This is a genomic window from Aeromonas sp. R7-4, assembly GCF_040908055.1.
Taxonomy (GTDB): domain Bacteria; phylum Pseudomonadota; class Gammaproteobacteria; order Enterobacterales; family Aeromonadaceae; genus Aeromonas; species Aeromonas sanarellii.
Genome location: NZ_JBFODA010000004.1, coordinates 29,041 through 48,015 on the forward strand (window position 1 = coordinate 29,041; position 18,975 = coordinate 48,015).

Genomic DNA, 18,975 nt, shown 5'->3' on the forward strand with positions numbered 1-18,975 from the left:
ATGCAACATTTATTGATCCTGATCCGCCATGTCGAACAAAAAACGGCCCATCATCGAACCAGCTTCCAGTTTCTGACGCTTTCGCTTCTTCCCCTCCGGCCACCGTCCGCCCAGGCGACACGGTATCAAGTGCATTCGGGTGGGGCCTGTCACCCAGAAAGAAGAAAGCAATCTATGAGCAAACAACTGGACATGACCCCACAGCCGGATCTCTCCCAGAAGACGGGGACGGGCCCGGTCCGTACCCGGCTGCCCGTCTGGCGGGCGGCCCTGCCACCTTGCAACCACGCCTGCCCGGCTGGCGAGAATATCCAGGCCTGGCTTGCCCTGGCCGAGGCAGGCCGCTTCGAGGCGGCCTGGCAGCGACTTATCGAAGAAAATCCCCTGCCTGCGGTCCACGGGCGGGTCTGTTATCACCCCTGCGAAACGGCCTGCAACCGGGCCCAGGTGGATGATGCCGTCTCCATTCACGCCATCGAGCGCTTCCTCGGCGACGAGGCGCTGGCCCGGGGCTGGCAGCCTGCGCCGCCTGCACCCGCCAGCGGCAAGAAGGTGCTGGTGATCGGTGCCGGCCCCTCCGGCCTCTCCTGCGCCTGGCACCTCAATCGGCTCGGCCATCAGGTGGAGATCCGTGAGGCGGGCCCGCTCGCCGGTGGCATGCTGCGCTTCGGCATTCCCGCCTACCGCCTGCCCCGCGACGTGCTGGATCGGGAGGTAGCCCGCATCGTCGCCGCTGGCGTCACCCTCACCCTCAACCACAAGGTGGAGGATGTGCTGCGCGAGCGGGATGAGGGGGGCTTTGACGCCGTCTTCATGGCCATCGGCGCCCATCTGGCCAAGCGGGTCGACATTCCGGCCCGGGAGGCGGGCAAGATCCTCGATGCGGTGAGCTTCCTCGAGCAGGCCAGCCTGGCCGAGGAGCAGGGCTTGCCGCCACCCAAGCTGGGACGGCGGGTGGCCATCTACGGCGGCGGCAACACCGCCATGGACGCGGCCCGCACCGCCCGCCGCCTCGGGGTCGAGGAGGCGATGATCATCTACCGCCGCGACCGGGATCATATGCCGGTCCATGCCTTCGAAGCCCTTGAGGCCGAGGAGGAGGGGATCAAGATCAACTGGTTGCGCACCATCCGCCAGCTCGACAGCACCAGTATTGAAGTGGAGGTGATGGCGCTGGATGCCGAGGGCAAGCCGGTGCCCACCGGCAAGTTTGAAACCCTCGAAGCGGACTCCCTCATTCTGGCGCTGGGTCAGGAGGTGGACTTGAGCGTGCTGGAGAGCATCCCCGGCGTGCGGGTCAACCAGGAGGGGGTGGTGCAGGTTGGCGAGAACCTGATGACGGACGTGCCGGGCCTCTTTGCCGGCGGCGACATGGTGCCGAGTGAGCGCACCGTCACCATCGCCACCGGCCACGGCAAGAAGGCGGCGCGCCATATGGATGCCTGGCTGAGGGGGGGGCAGTATCGCAAGCCGGACGCCCACCCCCTGGTGGGGCCAGAGCAGTTGCAGCTCTGGTTCCAGACCCAGGCACCTGCCAGCAGCCAGCCGGTCAAACCGCCCTCGGCGCGGGACGACTTTGGCGAGATCATCGGCGGACTGGACGAGACGGCGGCCCGCTACGAGGCGGCGCGCTGCTACTCCTGCGGCAACTGCTTCGAGTGTGACGGCTGTTACGGCAGCTGCCCCGAGCAGGCCATCGTCAAGCTGGGGCCGGGTCTGGGTTATCGGGTGGATGCGGCGCGCTGCACCGGCTGCGGCGCCTGCCACGACCAGTGCCCCTGCCACGCCATCCTGCTGCGCCAACCTGAGGTGTCCCTATGAAACACGAACTGATCATGGTCGACGGCAACGAAGCCGCGGCCCGGGTGGCGTACCAGCTGAGCGAAGTCTGTGCCATCTACCCCATCACCCCGAGCTCGACCATGGCCGAACTGGCCGACGCCTGGGCGGCCGAGGGGCAGCGCAACCTGTGGGGCAACATCCCCACAGTGGTGGAGATGCAGAGCGAAGGGGGGGCGGCCGGCACGGTACACGGCGCCCTGCAGGCGGGGGCACTCGCCACCACCTTCACCGCCAGCCAGGGGCTGATGCTGATGCTGCCCAACATGTACAAGATCGCAGGCGAATTGACCTCGGCGGTGTTCCATGTGGCTGCCAGATCGCTGGCGGCGCAGGGGCTGTCGATCTTTGGCGACCATCAGGATGTGATGGCGGCGCGCAGCACCGGCTTTGCCATGCTCGCCTCCGGCTCGGTGCAGGAGGCGCAGGACCTGGCCTTGGTCGCTCACAGCGTCACCCTGCAGTGCCGGGTGCCCTTTATCCACTTCTTCGACGGCTTCCGTACCTCCCACGAGGTGAACAAGATCACCGCCTTGCATCGGGACGAGATCCGCGCCCTTATCGACAACGACTGGGTGCGTGCCCACCGCGCCCGGGCGCTCAACCCGGATTATCCGGTGATGCGCGGCACCGCCCAGAACCCGGATACCTATTTCCAGTCCCGCGAGAGCGTCAACCCCTTCTACGAGGCGGTGCCGGCGCGGGTGCAGCAGTGCATGGAGAGCCTCGGCAAGCTGACCGGCCGCCACTACAAGCTGGTGGAGTACCACGGCGCATCCGATGCCACCGACGTCATCGTGCTGATGGGCTCGGGGGCGGCCACCGCCCGCACCACTGTGGATTGGCTCAACCGGCAGGATCGCAAGACAGGTGTCTTGGTGGTGCGCCTCTATCGCCCCTTCCCGGTACAGGCGCTGCTGGACGCCCTGCCCAAGCGCGTGCGCCGCATCGCCGTGCTGGATCGCACCAAGGAGCCGGGGGCCAGCGGTGAGCCGCTGCTGCTGGATGTGCAGAGCGCGCTGATCGACGGCTTGCAGCGCGGCCTGCTCAAGCGGCTGCCCTGGCTCAGCGGCGGTCGCTACGGCCTCTCCTCCAAGGAGTTCACCCCGGCCATGTGCGCGGCGGTGTTCGAGGAGCTAGCTTCCGATGCGCCGCGTCCGCGCTTTACCGTGGGGATAGTGGACGATGTGTCGGGCCTCAGTCTGGCCTGGCACCCCATCGGCGATCTGGAGCCCGCCAGCCGGGTACGAGCGCTCTTCTTCGGCCTCGGCGCCGACGGCACGGTCGGCGCCAACAAGAACAGCATCAAGATCATCGGCGAGCTGGAGGGGTTCCACGCCCAGGGCTACTTCGTATACGACTCCAAGAAGTCGGGCTCGCGCACCGTCTCCCACCTGCGCTTTGGCCCCGAGCCCATCGACGCCCCCTGGCTTATCGAGCAGGCGAGCTTTATCGGCTGCCACCAGTGGGGCTTTGTCGAATCGGTCGATCTGCTGGAACATGCCGCCGAGGGGGCGACCCTGCTGCTCAATGCCCCCCATGAGGCTGACCGGGTCTGGGCCGAGCTGCCCGAGCGGCTGCGTGCCCGCATCCGCGCCCTCGATATCCGGCTCTACTGCATCGATGGGGATCGGGTAGCCGAGCAAAACGGCATGGGCAATCGCATCAACACCATCATGCAGACCTGCTTCTTCGCCCTGGCCGGCATCTTGCCGCGGGACGAAGCGATTGCGCTGATCAAGGAGAGCATCGAGAAGAGCTATGCCCGCAAGGGGCCCGAAGTGGTTGAGCGCAACTTCGCGGCGGTGGACGATACCCTGGCACACCTCCATCAGGTGGCCATCCCGGCCGGTGAGGAGCAGATCAGCGACTATCCGCTGCCATTGGCTCCCGGCGGCAGCGAGTTTGTCCAGCGGGTCACTGGCGAGATGCTGGCGGGGCGCGGCGATCTGATCCCCGTCTCCATGCTGCCGGTGGATGGCACTTACCCCACCGCCACCAGCCGCTTCGAGAAGCGGGACATCGCCCGCGAGATCCCAGTCTGGCACTCGGATATCTGCATCCAGTGCGGCAACTGCGTCTTTGTCTGCCCCCACGCGGCGCTGCGGGCCAAGTTCTACCATCAGGACTGGCTGGCAACCGCCCCCGAGGCGGCCCAGTCGGTGCCCGTCACCGCCAAGGGTTTCCCCGACAGTCGCTACACCTTGCAGCTCTATCCGGAGGATTGCACCGGCTGCGGCCAGTGCGTGCAGGCTTGTCCGGTGCGGGCCGGAGTGGATGCCCGCCATCAAGGCGAGAGTGCAGAAGGAGAAAGCCATGAGGGCGAGCGCGCCATCACCATGCTGGACAAGGGGCCGCATCTGGCCGGCCAGAAACAGGCGCTGCGCTGGTTCGAGAGCCTGCCCTGGCCTGCCCGCGAGCGGGTGGACTTCTCCACCGTGCGCGGTGCCCAGTTCCTCGAACCTCTGTTCGAGTTCTCCGGTGCCTGCGCCGGCTGTGGCGAGACCCCCTATCTCAAGCTGCTGACCCAGCTGTTTGGTGACCGCATGCTGGTGGCCAACGCCACCGGTTGCTCCTCCATCTATGGCGGCAACCTGCCGACCACCCCCTGGGCCAAGAACGGTGAGGGGAAGGGGCCGGCCTGGTCCAACTCATTGTTCGAGGACAACGCCGAGTTCGGCTTTGGCTTCCGCCTCACCGCCGATCAGCATCGCGGTCAGGCGGTGGCGGCCCTCGAAGCGATGAAGGGGGAACTTGGCGCAGAGCTGGTCGAGACGCTTGTCAGCGCCCCGCAGCGGCTGGAGTCGGAGATCCGCGCCCAGCGCACCCGGGTGGCCCAAGTGCGGGAGCGGCTGGAAGAGGTGAAATCCGGCAAGGCCCGCGAGCTGTTATCGCTTATCGATCAGCTGGTGCGCCGCTCGGTCTGGATCGTCGGCGGCGATGGCTGGGCCTATGACATCGGCTCGGCGGGGCTCGATCATGTGCTCGCCTCCGGACGCGACGTGAACGTGCTGGTGATGGATACCGAGGTCTACTCCAACACCGGCGGCCAGATGTCGAAATCGACGCCGCTCGGCGCCGTCGCCAAGTTCGCGGCGGGGGGCAAGACGCTGGCCAAGAAGGATGTGGCCTTGCAGGCCATCTCCTACGGCAACGTCTATGTTGCCCGCATCGCCTTTGGGGCCAACCCGCAGCAGGCGCTGCAGGCCTTGCGTGAGGCTGAGGCCTATCCGGGCCCGTCGCTGATCATCGCCTACAGCCACTGCATCGCCCACGGCATCGACATGGAGCAGGGACTTACTCAGCAAAAACGCGCCGTGGCCTCCGGTCACTGGCCGCTGATGCGCTACAACCCGGTATTGCGCAGTGCGGGGCAGAACCCCTTCAGCCTCGACAGCCTGCGCCCCTCCATTCCCCTCGCTGAATACCGCCAGGAGGAGACCCGTTATCGGGTGCTGGCCCAGAGCCATCCGAAGGAGGCGGAGCATCTGATGCAGGTGGCGCAGCAGGTGGCGTGGCAGAAGTGGGCCACTTACGAGGAGATGGCCACCCGCGAGGCCAGCCAGTTCCATCCGCCGGTGTGATGAATAATTGGTGAGGGCGCACAAAGAAGCGGGCCAGGGGCCCGCTTCTTTTTTCGGTGCCAAGGGAAGTGGCCGTCGCCGTGTCTTGGGGCGGCCAACAAAAAGCCCGGCGTCGGGCCGGGCTGGGGGATAAGTTGCTTATCCGGGTATTCGTCGAGGCGTCTAGTGTGGATGTTGTCTGAGGATGTCGTATATCTCCTCTTTCAGTTTGAGTTTCTGTTTTTTCAGATCCTTCACCTCGGCGCTGTAGTCGCTGGCATGGTGTTTCTCCAGCTTCCGGATCTCCGCATCCAGGTCGGTGTGCAAGTCAAACTTCTCTTGGAATTGGACATCACTGCTCTTCAGTTTCGAGATGAGATCTCTGTACTCCGGAAACATGTAATGAAGCCTCCTTGTTGTCGTTTGATGTGCCTTGGCCTTCAAACTACCCCTTCCATCGGGAGATAAACGTGATCCCGATCCAATTCGGGGCCATCGTTTTGCGGCATGGAGGCGCCGATTTTTAACTGTTTGAATCACAAGCAGATTGGCGGATAAATGGTGGGCAGGAGAGGATAAAACCGGGATCCTGTTCACATTATTGCACTGGGGAAAACGGGGAAAGGACGGGCGGCGGACAGCAAGAAGGGGCGCGAGGCCCCTTTTTGCTAACAGGAGTGGTGTTTACTCTTTTTTCTTTTTCTTCTCCGGCAGAGGCTGACCGCCTCGGGCGATCACCTTGCCCACCTCGAAGCCGATCTGTGCCGCCAGCTCTTCCAGATCCGGGGCCTTGGCCTCGTTGCCGATGGCGTACTGGTAGTTGGCGATGGTGATCTTCTCGGCCACCGGGGTGCCCGGGACTATAGGCTCGCGCCAGCCCTGACCCACATGGGCCACCAGGGTGCCGTTCATGATGAGCTCGCCGACGATCTCCTGGGTGGGGATGCCCTTGCCGTAGGTCAGGCCCTGGGGGTGCTTCTTGCCGACCAGGGGCTCGCTGCTTGCGGGCATCAGCTTGGTGCGGATCAGCCACTTGGGCGATTTGGTCTTGCCCACCGCCTTGCCGGTCTGGTACTCGTTGATCTTGATGGTCTTGATCATCTGGGCCATGAACTCCTTGGTCAGGGCCTTCTGGGCATCGCTGGTCTCGTCGATGACGATGGGGGCCACATACCAGGTCTGGGGCGCCTGCGCCTTGGGGGCCGCCGGGGCGGTTTGCGCCATGGCGAGCGGGCTGAGCAGGATGGCCGTCAACAAGAGTCCGATTTTCTTCATGGTGATTCCGCTTATGTTTCGACAAGAATTTTGTTTTGCCAGCGACGACTGCGCCAGCGCCAGAACATGGCCAGACCGCGCACCCACTCGTCGCAGGCGAGGGCCAGCCAGATGCCTACCAGGCCATAGCCCTGCATGATACCAAGGAAATAGGCCAGGGGAACGGCAATGCCCCACATGGAGATGAGCCCCATGTAGAGCGGGAAACGGGCATCCCCGGTGGCGCGCAGGGCGTTGATCACCACCAGGTTGAAGGTGCGGCCGGGCTCGAGGATGAGGCTGATGAGGAACAGCTGGGCCACCTGGGTGATGATGTCGGCGTCATCGGTGAACAGGCTGATGATGGCGCGGCCGTTCAGGGCGGCGGCGATGGCGATGGCGGCGGTGACGATGAGGCCGAGCTTGAGGCTCTTCATCAGCTGGCGATAGGCCTGATCGAAGCGTCTGGCCCCCGCCAGGTGCCCGATGATGATCTCGTTGCCAAGGCCGATGGAGAGGCCGAACAGCAGGATGAACAGGCAGATCTGGAAGAAGTAGGACTGGGTCGCCAGCGCCTTGTCGCCGAGCAGGCCGACGAAGGCGGTCACCACCATGAACTGCAGCATCCAGGAGAGGTTCTCCCCCGCCGCCGGCAGACCGATGTGCAGCACCTTGTCCAGCATGGCGCGGCTTGGACGGACGATCTCCGGCAGGCGCAGCCGGATGCCGGTCTTGCGGGCCACCAGCCACACCAGCAGCACCACCCCGACGATGCGCCCCGCCACCGTGCTGATGGCGACCCCGGCCACCCCGAGCTGGGGCAGGCCGAACCAGCCGTAGAGCAACAGCAGGTTGCCGACGAAGGTGATGAGGTTGACGATGAGGGTCACGTACATGGCCTGGCGGGTGTGGCCGTGGGCGCGCAGGGTGGCGGCCAGGCAGAGGGCCGCCGCCTCCGGCAGCAGGCACAGGCCGATGATCTGCAGGTAGAGGCTGCCGTCGCTCATCAGGTGGGCGGGCAGGTTCATCAGCGCCAGCATGGTGCCGGCCCCGGCGATGACGCCGACCGCGGCCACCAGCCCCACCAGCAGGTTGAAGCCGATGGCGGTGTGAATGACGACGCGGGCCTTCTCCTTGTCGCCGGCCCCCAGGTACTGGGTGATCACCACGCTGGTGCCGATGCTGACGAAGCTGAACAGGGTGATGGCGAGATCGAACACTTGGTTGCCCACCGCGAGCGCCGCCACTCCCTGGTAGGAGACGTGGCCCACCATGAAGGTGTTCAGGGCCCCGGTCAGGAAGTGCAGGGCGAGATCGATGAACAGTGGCCAGGTCAGGGCGAAGAGGGTGCCCGGCCCGGCGTGGGATTGAGTCTGCATGGGATATCCGGATGCTGGTGATGGCCCTCGCCAGGGCCAGCTGGACGGGCATTTAACACCAAGCGGGGGCGGGGTGCAATCCTGCTCTCGGGGAAGCGAGTGCGGGCCGGCGCTCGGGAGGGCGCCGGCCCGCCGTGTCAGACCGGGGTGGCGCCCGCCTCCTGCTCGCAGGGATGGGTGAGGCGCGCCGAATCGGGCAGCTCGTCGTCCCGCGGCCAGCGGGTGAGCAGGGCGTCCGTGGTGCTCTCCATCACCTCGTCATCCCTGAACACAGGCTCCCGGTAGCAGCGGGTCAGGCGCAGCGCCTGGTACATGTCGGGGCACAGGACTATGCCCTCGTCGCCGACCCGGATCCCCGCCTGCTGCAGCCAGTGGGTCATCTGGCTGTGGCGACCGGCCATCACCATGTGGATGCCCCGTCGCCTGAGCTCCTTGTGCAGCTCCCCCACCATGGTCATCACGCTGATGTCCTGGTGGGTGAAGCAGGCCACCGCATCCACCACCAGGCATTGGGGGCTGCGGGGATCCTGTACCAGCAGCGCCAGCACCCGGCGCTTGAAGTAGGGGGCGTTGAAGTAGGTCAGCGGCGAGTTGAAGCGGTAGACCAGGATGCCGGGAATGGCCTTGGCCTGTTCGTTGTCCCCCAGGGTGCGCACCACCCCCTCGTCGTCCATGCCGAGCAGCTGGTCGGTGGGGCGCATCACGTTGCGCAGGAACTGGAACAAGCCCAGCAGCACCGCGAGGGTGATCCCCGGAATGACCCCCATGGCCAGCACGCTGACGAAGGTGACCAGGGCCAGCCAGAAGGCGGCGCGGTCGGAGTCGCGCAGGGCCCAGAGACCGCGAAAATCGGTCAGCGACAGGGAGGCCATCACCAGCACCACCCCGAGGGCGGCGGTGGGGATGTATTGCAGCGGCGCCGTCAGGTAGAAGGTGACCAGGGCGATGACGGCGGCGGCGATGATGGAGACCAGCTGGCTCTTGCCGCCGTTGGCATCGTTGACCGCGGTGCGCGAATCCGCCCCGCTGATGGCAAAGCCCTGGGAGGCGGCGGCCGCCAGGTTCGCCATGCCCAGCGCCCGGAACTCCTTGTCCGCATCGATCTCGTAGCCGTTCTTGGCGGCGAAGCTGCGAGCGGTGAGCATCATGGAGACGAAGCTCACCATGGCGAGGTTGAGGGCGGGCAACACCAGCTCGCGCATCAGGCCGGGGGGGAACTCCGGCATCTGGAAGGCGGGCAGGCCCGAGCCTATGGTCCCCAGGGTGGCGATGTCGAACTGGCCGAGATTGAGGGCCCACACCAGGGCCGCCGTCACCACCATGGCCACCATGGAGGAGGGCCAGGCCGGCTTGTAGCGTTTGGCCAGCAGCAGGGTGAGCAGGGCGACCAGACTCATGGCCAGGGTCGGCAGGTGGGTCTGGGTGAGGTAGTCGGTGCCGTTGAGGATCCGCTCGATGAGGTAGCGCTCGTCGAAGGTGAAGCCGAAGATCTTGGAGAGCTGGCCCACCATGATGGTGATGGCCACCCCGTTGAGCAGCCCCATCAGGATGGGGCGGGAGAGGAAGTCCGCCAGCACCCCCAGCTTGAAGCGGCTGGCGATGAGGCACCAGAAGCCGGTCATGGCGGTCATGGTCATCACCAGCTGCCACTGGCGGGTGGGATCGCCGGCGGCGAGCGGCGTCACCACGGCGGCGATGACGGCGCAGGTGGCGGCGTCCGGGCCGACGATCAGCTGGCGGGAGGTGCCAAAGAGGGCGTAGACCACCATGGGCAGGATGCAGGAGTAGAGGCCGACGATGGCGCCCACCCCGGCGAGCTCCGCATAGGCGATGGCCACGGGCAGTGCCACGGCCGCCACCGACAGGCCAGCGCGAAGATCCGGCATCAGCCAGGCCCGCTGGTATTGCAGCAGGGCGGCGAGCCCCGGCAGCCAGCGTTCGAGAGAGAAGAAGTCGCGCATTATTTAACCCATTGAGTTACAAACAGCTTTTCCTTAGTGTGCCCAAGGTTGTCAAAATATTGCAATCCGGTCATGGCCAGTTCACGACCAGGTCAGGCCAGATCTGCTGCCACCCCTTGGCCCTGACCCGTTCGGTAAAGACCCGGCTCTCCTGGCGACAGCGGGGGTTGGGGTCCACCTGCAGGGACCAGTTGGGGGCAAAGCCGTAGGGGGCCAGCCACTCAAACCCGTCGTCTGCCAGCAATCTGACCCCGATGCAGGTGGGCACCTCCACCCAGTGGCCGAGGGCCGAGAGCGAGCTGGCAAAGGGAGGCACCCGCTGGCGCAGGTGCATGCGGGCCTGGTTGCGCACCTCCCAGCGCTGCTCAGGCAGGCGGGCGCTGAGCCAGGCTTCGTGATCGGCCTCCTTCAATCCAGTCGGATCAGCACTGTCCAGATAGATGAGATCGATGTCGTTGAGGGGGGTCGGCGCCGGTTTGCGATGCAGGTGATCCCAGATGAGGTTGCGCACAAACCCCGCCCCCAGCGCCCAGTCGGGCAGGGCCAGCTCCCGCGCAGCCCGGAGGCAATCCATGCGCCGGTCATCCACCCGCAGCAGGGCTTCGGTTTGTGCCTGGAGGTGCGCCTCTCGGGCCGCCCCTGTCTCAGCCGGCATTGCGGCGCAACCAGACGTCGATGTAGCTGCAGGTCGGCACTATGGTCAGCCCCTCTGCCTGGGTCCAGTCGTAGAAGTTGCGGGCCAGGCGGTCGGCGATGCCCTGTCCGCGCAGCTCGGCGGGCACCTGGGTGCTGTAGGCTTCGACGGTGACTGCGTCCAGCCTGCGATAGGCGAGGCGGGCGAGCTTGCCGTCCACGGTGCAGACAAACTGCTGCTGATCGGCCTGGTGAAGAATGTCGCTCATCTTGGCTCCTCTCTGGGTGAATGGGGGGATCAGAACATGTCGGGCACGCTTTGCCAATGTCATTCTTTGCCGCCGTGGCGGGCTCGCTTACACTGGCCAGCCTGCGAATGGTCGCAAGGCAAGGTATAGAACATTGACAGAGGATGGATCCCCATGGCCTTCGCCACCCTGGAAGATCTGATCGGCAACACCCCGCTGCTGGCGCTGCGCCGCATCAACCCCTATCCCGACGTGACCCTGCTGGTGAAGCTGGAGGGCAACAACCCCGCCGGCTCGGTCAAGGACAGGCCGGCCCTGAACCTCATCAAGCGCGCTGAGGCGAGTGGTCACTTAGCGCCCGGGGCCCGCCTCATCGAGGCCACCTCGGGCAACACCGGCATAGCGCTGGCCATGGTGGCGGCGGCCAGGGGCTACCGGATGCGGCTCATCATGCCGCGCACCATGAGCCAGGAGCGGCGCGACGCCATGCAGGCCTATGGTGCCGAGCTGGTGCTGGTGGACGATGGCATGGAGGCCGCGCGGGATCTCGCCCTTGCCATGCAGGTGCGGGGGGAGGGGCTGGTACTCGATCAGTTCAACAACCCCGCCAACCCGGATGCCCACTACCTCTCCACCGGCCCCGAGATCTGGCGCCAGAGCGAGGGGGCAATCACTCACTTCGTCTCGGCCATGGGCACCACGGGCACCATCATGGGGGTCTCACGCTACCTCAAGGAGCAGAACCCGGCGGTGCAGGTGATCGGCCTGCAACCGGCCGAGGGGAGCCAGATCCCCGGCATCCGCCGCTGGCCCGAGGCCTATCTGCCCGCCATCTTCGAGCCCGCGCGGGTCGATCGGGTGCTGGACGTGACGCTCGACGAGTCCCTCGCCACGATGCGCCGCCTGGCCCGGGAGGAGGGGATCTGCTGTGGTGTCAGCTCGGGGGGCGCCGTGGCCGGTGCCCTGCGGGTGGCGGCCGAGCTCAAACAGGGGGTGGTGGTGGCCATCATCTGCGATCGGGGGGATCGTTACCTCTCCACCGGGGTCTTCACTCCGGCGCCCTGATCCCCGCTAGGCCCACACCCGCTCCAGCAGGGCCAGCAACTGGTCCCTGTCCGCGTCCTTGCGGTTGTAGAGCAGGGCGCCGTCGTCGATGGCGAGATCCCGTATCTCGGTGAGCAGTGAGCGGTCGGTCACCCCGGCCTCCGCCAGGGTGCGCGGTAACCCCACCGTCTGCCAGAGGTGGTCCCGCAGGCGGTTCAGGGCATCCAGGCTGGCCTGGGGTCGCAGCGCCTGTGGGGTCGCTGCGAAGCGCTCCGGTCCCGCGAGCGGCAGCAGCAACCGGGCGAGCTCCTCATCGATCTCGGGCCTGTTGTAGTCGAGCACCGTGGGCAAAAACAGGTTCATGCACAGGCCGTGGGGCAGGTGGCAGCGCGCCCCCAGGCTGTGGCCGAGGGCGTGCACCAGTCCCACCATGGAGTTGGAGAAGGCCATGCCCGCCAGGGTGGAGCCCTCCGCCAGTTGCAGCCGCAGGCGCTTGTCCTGCGGCTGCTGCAATACCCTGGGCAGGGCGTCGGCTATCTTCTCCACCGCCATCAGGGCCAGGGCGTCGCTGACCGGGTTCTTGCCGTTACCGATGAAGGCCTCGATGGCGTGGGTCATGGCGTCCATGGCGGTGGCGGCCGTGATGGGCAGCGGCAGCCCCAGGGTGAGGCGGGGGTCGAGTACCGCCAGCCGGGGCAGCAGGAAGGGGGAGGTGAAGGGCACCTTGCGCCCGCTCCCTTCGTCCCTGATCACCGCCACCAGAGTCACCTCCGAGCCGGTACCCGCCGTGGTGGGCACCACCGCCAGGGGATTGAGGGGCCGGGTCAGGCAGCCCGCCCCGGCGTGATCCAGCAGCCGCTCCCCGCCCAGGGTGACCAGGATATTGACCGCCTTGGCGGTGTCGATGACGGAGCCGCCCCCCAGGGCCACCAGGCTGTCGCAGCCGAGCTCCCGCCACCGGGCGGCGATCCGCTCCACCACGGCGGTGGATGAGTCGGCCGGGATCTCGTCCCAGATGGCGGCGACCGGCAGCCCCCCCTCGGCCAGCACCCCGGCCAGCAGGTTGGCCAGGCCCGTGCCGCCGACCCCCTTGTCGGTGAGCAGCAGCGGGCGGCGCGCCCCCAGCGCCATCAGCTCGTCCGGGAGCTGTTCCAGCGCCTGCTCCCCCGCCATCAGTTTGACCGGGCAGAAGAAATCGTAATAGCGGCTCATGGTGTTCCTCTTCGTGTTCAACCGGTCAACAGACCCAGGTAGATGTGGCAGGCCCGTGCCAGCTTGCGGGGCGGGTGCGGGTAGTGGCGCAGCAGAGGCCGCACGATGACGGCGGGCAGGATCAGGGCCTGCAGCTGCTCCAGCGCCCGCACCAGGTGCATGGCCGCGCCGGGATCTCCCTCCACCTGCAGCCGGTTCTCGCAGAAGGCCTGATTGATGCCGAGGCGAAAGCTGAGGACGCGAAAGGCGACGGCGGGGTGCTTGAAGCGCACTCGCAGCGGGGGCAGCCCGCCGGAATCGAGCGCCGCGCCGCTCTGCCAGCGGCCCCCCGACTTGTGCAGGGTCAGCCCCCGTCTCATGCCGCTCACCTCCAGACGGATGACAAGGCCGTCCGGCAGGGGCGCGAGCTCGCGGCGCACCGCCTCGTCGACCCGGGCGGCGCGGCACAGGGTGCGGCCGATGATCCAGAGCAGGCCCCCCATCCAGAGGCGCCTGCCTGTGACGAGCAGGGGCTCAGTGCCCATGGCGGCCTCCCGCGATGGCGGACCAGAACAGGGTGAATGCGCTCTCCTGCCAGTGGGGGTCCTTCCCGAGCTCCGGCTGATCCACGAACAGGGAGGCGCAGGCCAGAAACTGGCTCTGGCACACCTCCAGCATCAGGACGGGGGGCGCCGGCGTCAGCTGGCCGCAAGCCTGCCCCTGGGCCAGCAGGCGCGGCAGGAAGGGCAGGGTCTCCCCCAGGATCTGGCTGCGCAGGGGGCGGGCCAGCAGGGGGGAGTGGAAGAAGCCCAGCACGAACCTGAGCTCCCTGGGGTGGGCCTGCATCCAGGCCATCGCCTGGCCCCAGTAGTGGCGTGCCTGCTCCTCGAGGGGGAGCGCGGGGTCGGCCTCGCTGATGGCGGCGCCCAGGCGCGCCTTGATCTCCTGATAGAGGCTCTGGATCAGCACCTCCTTGCTGGGAAAGTGGTGAAACAGGGTGCCGTTGGCGACCCCGGCCGCCTTGGCGATGCGGGCGGTGGCGGCACCCTGCAGGCCGTCTTCGGCGCACAGGGCGAGGGCGGCCTCCAGGATCTGGCGGCGTTTGTCGGTCATGGGGTCTCGCATGTCGCCTCCTAGCGCAGGAGCAGGGCCATCATCAGCCGCTGGTACCAGCGCCGATAGGGGGGGTGAATGAGGCTGCCCGTGCTGAAGCGCCCGCGGCGCAGCACCGTCTTCGCCTTGGAGAAGGTGAGGAAGCCCTCGCGACCGTGGTAGTGACCCATGCCGGAGGGGCCCAGGCCGCCGAAGGGGGCGTCGTCCGCCGCCGCCTGGAACAGACTCTCGTTGATGGCCATGCCCCCGGCGTGGGTCTCCCGGATGAGGCGGCGCTGCAGCGTCTCATCCAGGCTCATCAGATAGAGTGCGAGCGGGCGGGGCCGTGCCGCCACATAGGCGATGGCCTCGTCGATGTCGTCGTAGGGCACCAGGGGCAGCAGGGGGCCGAAGATCTCCTGCTGCATCACCTGGCAGTGGCCGGGCACCTCGGTCAGCAGGTGGGGCACCAGCCGGTGGGCGCCGTCATCCCGGGCGGGCGTCGCGCAGGGGTGCACCTGGGCGCCCGCCTGCCTCGCCTCGTCCAGCCAGGTGGTGAGCCGCTCATACTGGACCGCGTTGATGATGGAGCCGTAGTCCGGGCTATCCAGTCCCTTGGGGTAGAGGCGGCGAAAGTGCGCCTGATAGGCCTCGATAAAGGCCTGCTCCTGCCCCCTGGGCAGCAGCACATAGTCGGGGGCCACGCAGATCTGGCCGGCGTTCAGGCTCTTGCCGAAGATCACCCGCTCCACCGCCAGGGCCAGGGGCATGTCGGGGGCGATGAGGCAGGGGCTCTTGCCGCCGAGCTCCAGGGTCAGCGGCGTGAGCTGGGGGGCGGCGGCGGCCATCACCATGCGCCCCACCGCGGTGGAGCCGGTGAACAGCAGGTGATCGAAGGGCAGGGTGCTGAAGGCGGCCGCGAGCCCGGCGTCCCCCTCGATGACCACCACCTCGTCGTCGTCAAACACCGTCTCCAGCAGGGTGCGCAGCACGGCATTGGAGTGGGGGGTGAACTCGGAGAGCTTGATCATGGCGCGATTGCCGGCGGCCAGGGCGGTGATGAGGGGGCCGAGGCTCAGCATCACCGGGAAGTTCCAGGGCACCATGATGCCGACCACGCCGAGGGGCTGGTAGTGCACCTCGACCCTGGCAGGCGCCAGCAGCAGGCCCGCGTGGCGACGCTCCGGCCTCATCCAGCCCTTGAGCCGTCTCAGGCTGTAGTCGATCTGCATGACGCAGGGCAGGATGTCGGCGATCAGGCTGTCATAGCCGCTGCGCTGGCCGTAGTCCAGGGCCAGGGCGTCGCACAGAGCCTGCCGCTGGGCGAGCAGCGCCCCCTTGAGCCCGAGCAGCCAGGTGCGGCGCTGCGCCAGGCTCGGCATGGGGTTGGCCTGACAGGCCTGCCTGAGGCGGATCAGCTGCTCGGGCAGGGAGAATTTGTCCGGTGGGGAGAGAGGAGGGGTCATGGCAGGCTCCGCGCATAAAATGACCGACTGATTAGTCGGTCCAAATCTAGCGGGTCGTTGCCAACTTGTAAACCGGCTGGCGACACGGGGTGGGCCGAGGGCGGGCCTCTTTCCGTGGAACTGTGCTCGAGGCCACAGTTTTGGGGCATGTCGATTGGTTGTATATCCAATAAGGGGTATTTGTGACTCATCGACTCAGAGGGAGAACCGCACATGACCAGGGAATTGCACTGCCTGCTGGCCCGGCTGGACGACGTGATCGCGCGCATGCCGGACAGTTTCACCACCTATGAATTTGCCCAGAAGCTGGCGCTGCAGCATCAGCGGGAGTATTTCGCCGCTGGCCACTCCCTGGCGGCGCAGGAGAAAAACCTGCTGCGCCTGCTCCACGAGAAGATAGCCCTGGCGCTGGCGAGTCATGATGGCGTCATCGAGGGGGCCCTGCTGCCCTGCACGACCCCCTGGGGGGAGCGTGCCACCTCGCCCCGCTGGCACCGCAAGCACTGAACCGGCAGCTACATGAAAAGGCCCCGAGGGGCCTTTTCTGTTGGGGATCGCCTATTGGATCAGGCGGCGGGCCTGCCAGTAGCGGCTGTTCCAGTAGACGTTGTCGAGGCGCGAGCGGATCACCCCCTTGCTGGTGGAGGCGTGGATGAATTCTCCGGCCCCGGTGTAGACCCCGACGTGGTACTGCTGCCAGCCGGTCTTGAAGAAGACCAGATCCCCGTGCTGCAGCCGGTATCTGTCCACCGGGCGGCCGAGGCTGGCCTGGGATTCCGTGGTGCGGGGCAGGGTGAAGCCCAGCACCTGGCTGTAGGCGAGCTGGGTGAAGGCGGAGCAGTCGAGACCGGCGCGATCCGAACCGCCCATGCGATAGGGGACGCCGCGCCACTGCTGATAGAAGCTGTCGAAGGCGCTGCTCTGGCGCGCGGGGGGGGGCGGCTCCGGCGTGCTGGAGCAGGCGGTGACAAGCAGGGCCAGCAGGGACAGCAGCAAGGTGCGAAACATCTCAACTCCTTGATAGGGTTCGGGATTCATCATAGACGATGATCCTGCCTGGAACCTGAATGACGGCTGCATAGCGGATTGGCGCCCCTAGCAGGGGGCGCCGGCAATCCCGGCCTCAGCTCGCCGCCTTGGGGCTGATGAGGGGGGTGAGCAGTTCGGCAATCTTGTAGAAGGTCTGCACCCGGGTGGTGCTGGGGCGCCACACCAGGCCTATCTCCCGATAGGGCTTCTCCCCGGGCAGGGGGATGGCCACCAGATCCGAGTTGTCGAGGATGCCGGCATCTATGGCCATCTGGGGCAGGAAGGTGGTGCCAAGGCCCGCGCCCACCATCTGCACCAGGGTGTGCAGGCTGGTGGCGGCGAAGGGGTTGATCTTGCTCTTGTCCCTCAGCCGGCAGGCGCTCACCGCGTGCTCGGTCAGGCAGTGCTCCCGCTCCAGCAGGAAGATGCTCTGGTTGGGCAGCTCCTTGTAGTCGAACGGCATGTGCAGCCCCGCCGCCATGTGGGAGGGCATCACCATATGGAAGGGATCTATGCCCACCATCTTGCTGTGGAAGCCGCCGATCTCCACCGGCAGGGCGAGGATCAGCAGGTCGAGCTGGCCCTGCTCCAGCTGCTTGAGCAGGTTGGTGGTGGTGTCTTCCCGCAGCAGCAGCTCCAGATCCGGATAGGCCTTGCCGCACACCTGCAGCAGCTTGCTCAGCAGGAAGGGGGCTATGGTGGGGATGCAGCCGAGCCGGACGGTACCGTGCATGACGCCCCCCTGCTGCTGCCCCAGCTCCATCAGATCCCGGGCGTCGGAGAGCAGGTTGCGCGCCCGCGCCACTATCTCCATGCCGACTGGCGTCATGATGAAGCTCTTGTGATCCCGCTCCACCAGCTGCAGGTTCATCATGTCCTCCAGGGTCTGGATCCCGGTACTCAGGGTGGACTGGCTGACATGACAGGCCTTGGCGGCGCGGTTGAAGTTCTTGTGCTCGTCCAGAGCGACCAGATATTGCAGCTGTTTCAGGCTGGGCCAACGTTGCATAGGAGAAACCCGATCGATGCTATCTATTTGATTTGATTAATCTACCATCGAGAGACCGCTTTGTCGCCGACATTAGGTACCCTCCTGGCAGGCGCAGTGCCTCACGGAACTGGGGGATGGCGCCCGCCCGGGGCGGTCGTGGCAGCTACCCCCGTCTGGAGCTTATCCCCTCGCGCCGTGTCGTTGAAGGGGCGCCGCCACGGGATGTGACGGGGATCGGCCTTCCCCGGCTCCGGTGCGGAGCGGCCATAAAAAACGCGCCAGGGGCGCGTTTTTGCAAGGGAAGGACGATGTCATCGCCTACTCGTCGAAGATGCCGAAGTGATCCTTGGCGAAGTTGACCCGCTGCTCCACGTTCATCTTGACCTGGCCCAGCTTCTCTATGGTCTTGAGGTTCGGCACCAGGCCGCGGCCGTTGGCGATCTGGATGGCGAGGCCTGGGCGGGCGTTGAGCTCCAGCAGCATGGGGCCGCGGAACTTGTCCAGCACCATGTCGGTGCCGATGTAGCCCAGGCCCGACATCTCGTAGCAAGAGGCTGCGAGCGTCAGCAGGGTGTCCCAGTGGGGCACCTTGAGCTCGTAGAGATCCAGGCCGGTGTCCGGGTGGTGGCGCAGCGGATTGCCAAACTGCACCGCCCGCAGGGCGCGGCCGGTGCGCAGGCACAGACCCACCCCCACGGCGCCCTGGTGCAGGTTCGCCTTGCCGTCGGAGGCCGAGGTGGAGAGGCGCATCATGGCCATCACCGGGAACCCCTTGAAGATGATCACCCGGGCATCGGGCACCCCTTCGAAGGAGTAGCCGTCGAACACGTCATCGAAGTTGATGAGCCCTTCCACCAGCGCCACGTCGGGCTTGCCGCCCAGGGAATAGAGGCCCGCCAGTATGTTGGAGACATGGCGCTCCAGATCCTGGCCGTTGCAGGCGCTGCCGTTGGGCTTGTAGAAGAGGCCGTCCTCCTGGCGCAGGATCACCAGGATCCCCTTGCCGCCGGAGCCGCGGGCCGGCTTGATGCAGAAGCCCGGCCACTCCTTGACCAGCGCCGTGATGCGGCCCACGTCGTGCTGCTCGCGGATGGTGCCGATCAGTTCCGGCACCGTCACCCCGGCGTCCAGCGCGATGCGCTTGGTCTTGAGCTTGTCATCCACCAGCGGGTAGAGACGGCGCGGGTTGTAGCGGCTGATGTAGGAGTGGTTGCGCTTGTTCATGCCGAGGATGCCTGCCTGGGACAGGCTCCACGGACTGGTGTATTTCTGCCAGAACCACATC

General features: G+C 66.5%; 17 protein-coding genes. 4 read left to right on the forward strand and 13 right to left on the reverse strand.

The genetic code is table 11. The annotated features are described in order from the left end of the window. Window positions 1-174: 174 nt before the first annotated feature. Both AB5Y72_RS00515 and nifJ read left to right on the forward strand, forming a co-directional pair. Complete coding sequence (locus AB5Y72_RS00515) at window positions 175-1,821, forward strand: NAD(P)-binding protein (RefSeq protein ID WP_325782497.1); 1,647 nt, start codon at window positions 175-177, stop codon at window positions 1,819-1,821. Continuing rightward, a complete protein-coding gene (nifJ, locus tag AB5Y72_RS00520; protein WP_368198416.1) occupies window positions 1,818-5,423 on the forward strand; it encodes a pyruvate:ferredoxin (flavodoxin) oxidoreductase in 3,606 nt (1,201 codons plus the stop codon). The genes AB5Y72_RS00515 and nifJ overlap by 4 nt, the downstream gene beginning before the upstream one ends. A gap of 162 nt (window positions 5,424-5,585) precedes the next feature. On the opposite strand, the gene AB5Y72_RS00525 is transcribed toward nifJ, so the two are convergent. From AB5Y72_RS00525 to AB5Y72_RS00550, 6 genes are all read right to left on the reverse strand, one after another. Beyond that, a complete protein-coding gene (locus AB5Y72_RS00525) occupies window positions 5,586-5,801 on the reverse strand; it encodes a DUF465 domain-containing protein (protein ID WP_042077281.1) in 216 nt (71 codons plus the stop codon). A gap of 285 nt (window positions 5,802-6,086) precedes the next feature. Further along, window positions 6,087-6,677 carry a hypothetical protein gene (locus tag AB5Y72_RS00530; RefSeq protein WP_209793516.1) on the reverse strand — a complete coding sequence of 197 codons (591 nt, stop codon included), beginning with the start codon at window positions 6,675-6,677 and terminating at the stop codon, window positions 6,087-6,089. A gap of 11 nt (window positions 6,678-6,688) precedes the next feature. Then, window positions 6,689-8,035: an MATE family efflux transporter gene (locus AB5Y72_RS00535; RefSeq protein ID WP_161653425.1), complete on the reverse strand. Its 1,347-nt coding sequence runs from the start codon at window positions 8,033-8,035 to the stop codon at window positions 6,689-6,691. Between the two features lie 137 nt (window positions 8,036-8,172). Continuing rightward, window positions 8,173-9,996, reverse strand: coding sequence for a SulP family inorganic anion transporter (locus tag AB5Y72_RS00540; RefSeq protein ID WP_325782494.1), 1,824 nt, complete (start codon window positions 9,994-9,996; stop codon window positions 8,173-8,175). Window positions 9,997-10,066: 70 nt separating this feature from the next. Beyond that, the gene (locus AB5Y72_RS00545) at window positions 10,067-10,651 is read right to left on the reverse strand and encodes a nucleotidyltransferase family protein (RefSeq protein WP_325782492.1); all 585 of its coding nucleotides are present in this window, start codon (window positions 10,649-10,651) and stop codon (window positions 10,067-10,069) included. Beyond that, on the reverse strand, window positions 10,641-10,898 hold the full coding sequence (locus AB5Y72_RS00550; protein WP_219143900.1) for a GNAT family N-acetyltransferase: 258 nt from the start codon (window positions 10,896-10,898) through the stop codon (window positions 10,641-10,643). The genes AB5Y72_RS00545 and AB5Y72_RS00550 overlap by 11 nt, the downstream gene beginning before the upstream one ends. 153 nt (window positions 10,899-11,051) lie before the next feature. Between AB5Y72_RS00550 and cysM the strand changes: the two genes are divergently transcribed. Continuing rightward, window positions 11,052-11,942 carry a cysteine synthase CysM gene (gene cysM / locus AB5Y72_RS00555; RefSeq protein ID WP_209793520.1) on the forward strand — a complete coding sequence of 297 codons (891 nt, stop codon included), beginning with the start codon at window positions 11,052-11,054 and terminating at the stop codon, window positions 11,940-11,942. 6 nt (window positions 11,943-11,948) lie between these two features. Here the strand turns inward: cysM and AB5Y72_RS00560 are convergent, their stop codons facing one another. The 4 genes from AB5Y72_RS00560 to AB5Y72_RS00575 are packed head-to-tail and all read right to left on the reverse strand — an operon-like array spanning window position 11,949 to window position 15,670. Next, the gene (locus AB5Y72_RS00560) at window positions 11,949-13,133 is read right to left on the reverse strand and encodes an iron-containing alcohol dehydrogenase (protein ID WP_042077294.1); all 1,185 of its coding nucleotides are present in this window, start codon (window positions 13,131-13,133) and stop codon (window positions 11,949-11,951) included. 17 nt (window positions 13,134-13,150) lie between these two features. After that, window positions 13,151-13,657: a hypothetical protein gene (locus tag AB5Y72_RS00565; protein ID WP_325782489.1), complete on the reverse strand. Its 507-nt coding sequence runs from the start codon at window positions 13,655-13,657 to the stop codon at window positions 13,151-13,153. Then, window positions 13,647-14,237 (reverse strand): TetR/AcrR family transcriptional regulator, encoded by a 591-nt coding sequence (locus AB5Y72_RS00570; protein ID WP_209793523.1) that lies wholly within the window; start codon window positions 14,235-14,237, stop codon window positions 13,647-13,649. Before AB5Y72_RS00570 ends, AB5Y72_RS00565 begins: the two co-directional genes overlap by 11 nt. An 8-nt stretch (window positions 14,238-14,245) precedes the next feature. Beyond that, entirely contained in the window at window positions 14,246-15,670 is a 1,425-nt protein-coding gene (locus AB5Y72_RS00575) for a coniferyl aldehyde dehydrogenase (RefSeq protein ID WP_325782488.1), read from the reverse strand. A 213-nt stretch (window positions 15,671-15,883) separates the two neighbouring features. Between AB5Y72_RS00575 and AB5Y72_RS00580 the strand changes: the two genes are divergently transcribed. Further along, on the forward strand, window positions 15,884-16,177 hold the full coding sequence (locus AB5Y72_RS00580) for a hypothetical protein (RefSeq protein WP_042077302.1): 294 nt from the start codon (window positions 15,884-15,886) through the stop codon (window positions 16,175-16,177). 51 nt (window positions 16,178-16,228) lie between these two features. Here the strand turns inward: AB5Y72_RS00580 and AB5Y72_RS00585 are convergent, their stop codons facing one another. From AB5Y72_RS00585 to AB5Y72_RS00595, 3 genes are all read right to left on the reverse strand, one after another. Further along, window positions 16,229-16,678, reverse strand: coding sequence for a C40 family peptidase (locus tag AB5Y72_RS00585; RefSeq protein ID WP_209793525.1), 450 nt, complete (start codon window positions 16,676-16,678; stop codon window positions 16,229-16,231). A gap of 115 nt (window positions 16,679-16,793) precedes the next feature. Further along, on the reverse strand, window positions 16,794-17,708 hold the full coding sequence (locus AB5Y72_RS00590) for a hydrogen peroxide-inducible genes activator (protein ID WP_209793526.1): 915 nt from the start codon (window positions 17,706-17,708) through the stop codon (window positions 16,794-16,796). A gap of 300 nt (window positions 17,709-18,008) precedes the next feature. Continuing rightward, complete coding sequence (locus AB5Y72_RS00595; RefSeq protein WP_325782487.1) at window positions 18,009-18,974, reverse strand: alpha-L-glutamate ligase-like protein; 966 nt, start codon at window positions 18,972-18,974, stop codon at window positions 18,009-18,011. Window position 18,975 lies beyond the last annotated feature (1 nt).

Bases quoted from the DNA above. Each gene is read 5' to 3' on its own strand.
- AB5Y72_RS00515 (WP_325782497.1), top strand. From the start codon at position 175: ATGAGCAAACAACTGGACATGACCCCACAGCCGGATCTCTCCCAGAAG.
- nifJ (WP_368198416.1), top strand. From the start codon at position 1,818: ATGAAACACGAACTGATCATGGTCGACGGCAACGAAGCCGCGGCCCGG.
- AB5Y72_RS00525 (WP_042077281.1), bottom strand. From the start codon at position 5,801: ATGTTTCCGGAGTACAGAGATCTCATCTCGAAACTGAAGAGCAGTGAT.
- AB5Y72_RS00530 (WP_209793516.1), bottom strand. From the start codon at position 6,677: ATGAAGAAAATCGGACTCTTGTTGACGGCCATCCTGCTCAGCCCGCTC.
- AB5Y72_RS00535 (WP_161653425.1), bottom strand. From the start codon at position 8,035: ATGCAGACTCAATCCCACGCCGGGCCGGGCACCCTCTTCGCCCTGACC.
- AB5Y72_RS00540 (WP_325782494.1), bottom strand. From the start codon at position 9,996: ATGCGCGACTTCTTCTCTCTCGAACGCTGGCTGCCGGGGCTCGCCGCC.
- AB5Y72_RS00545 (WP_325782492.1), bottom strand. From the start codon at position 10,651: ATGCCGGCTGAGACAGGGGCGGCCCGAGAGGCGCACCTCCAGGCACAA.
- AB5Y72_RS00550 (WP_219143900.1), bottom strand. From the start codon at position 10,898: ATGAGCGACATTCTTCACCAGGCCGATCAGCAGCAGTTTGTCTGCACC.
- cysM (WP_209793520.1), top strand. From the start codon at position 11,052: ATGGCCTTCGCCACCCTGGAAGATCTGATCGGCAACACCCCGCTGCTG.
- AB5Y72_RS00560 (WP_042077294.1), bottom strand. From the start codon at position 13,133: ATGAGCCGCTATTACGATTTCTTCTGCCCGGTCAAACTGATGGCGGGG.
- AB5Y72_RS00565 (WP_325782489.1), bottom strand. From the start codon at position 13,657: ATGGGCACTGAGCCCCTGCTCGTCACAGGCAGGCGCCTCTGGATGGGG.
- AB5Y72_RS00570 (WP_209793523.1), bottom strand. From the start codon at position 14,237: ATGCGAGACCCCATGACCGACAAACGCCGCCAGATCCTGGAGGCCGCC.
- AB5Y72_RS00575 (WP_325782488.1), bottom strand. From the start codon at position 15,670: ATGACCCCTCCTCTCTCCCCACCGGACAAATTCTCCCTGCCCGAGCAG.
- AB5Y72_RS00580 (WP_042077302.1), top strand. From the start codon at position 15,884: ATGACCAGGGAATTGCACTGCCTGCTGGCCCGGCTGGACGACGTGATC.
- AB5Y72_RS00585 (WP_209793525.1), bottom strand. From the start codon at position 16,678: ATGTTTCGCACCTTGCTGCTGTCCCTGCTGGCCCTGCTTGTCACCGCC.
- AB5Y72_RS00590 (WP_209793526.1), bottom strand. From the start codon at position 17,708: ATGCAACGTTGGCCCAGCCTGAAACAGCTGCAATATCTGGTCGCTCTG.
- AB5Y72_RS00595 (WP_325782487.1), bottom strand. From the start codon at position 18,974: ATGTGGTTCTGGCAGAAATACACCAGTCCGTGGAGCCTGTCCCAGGCA.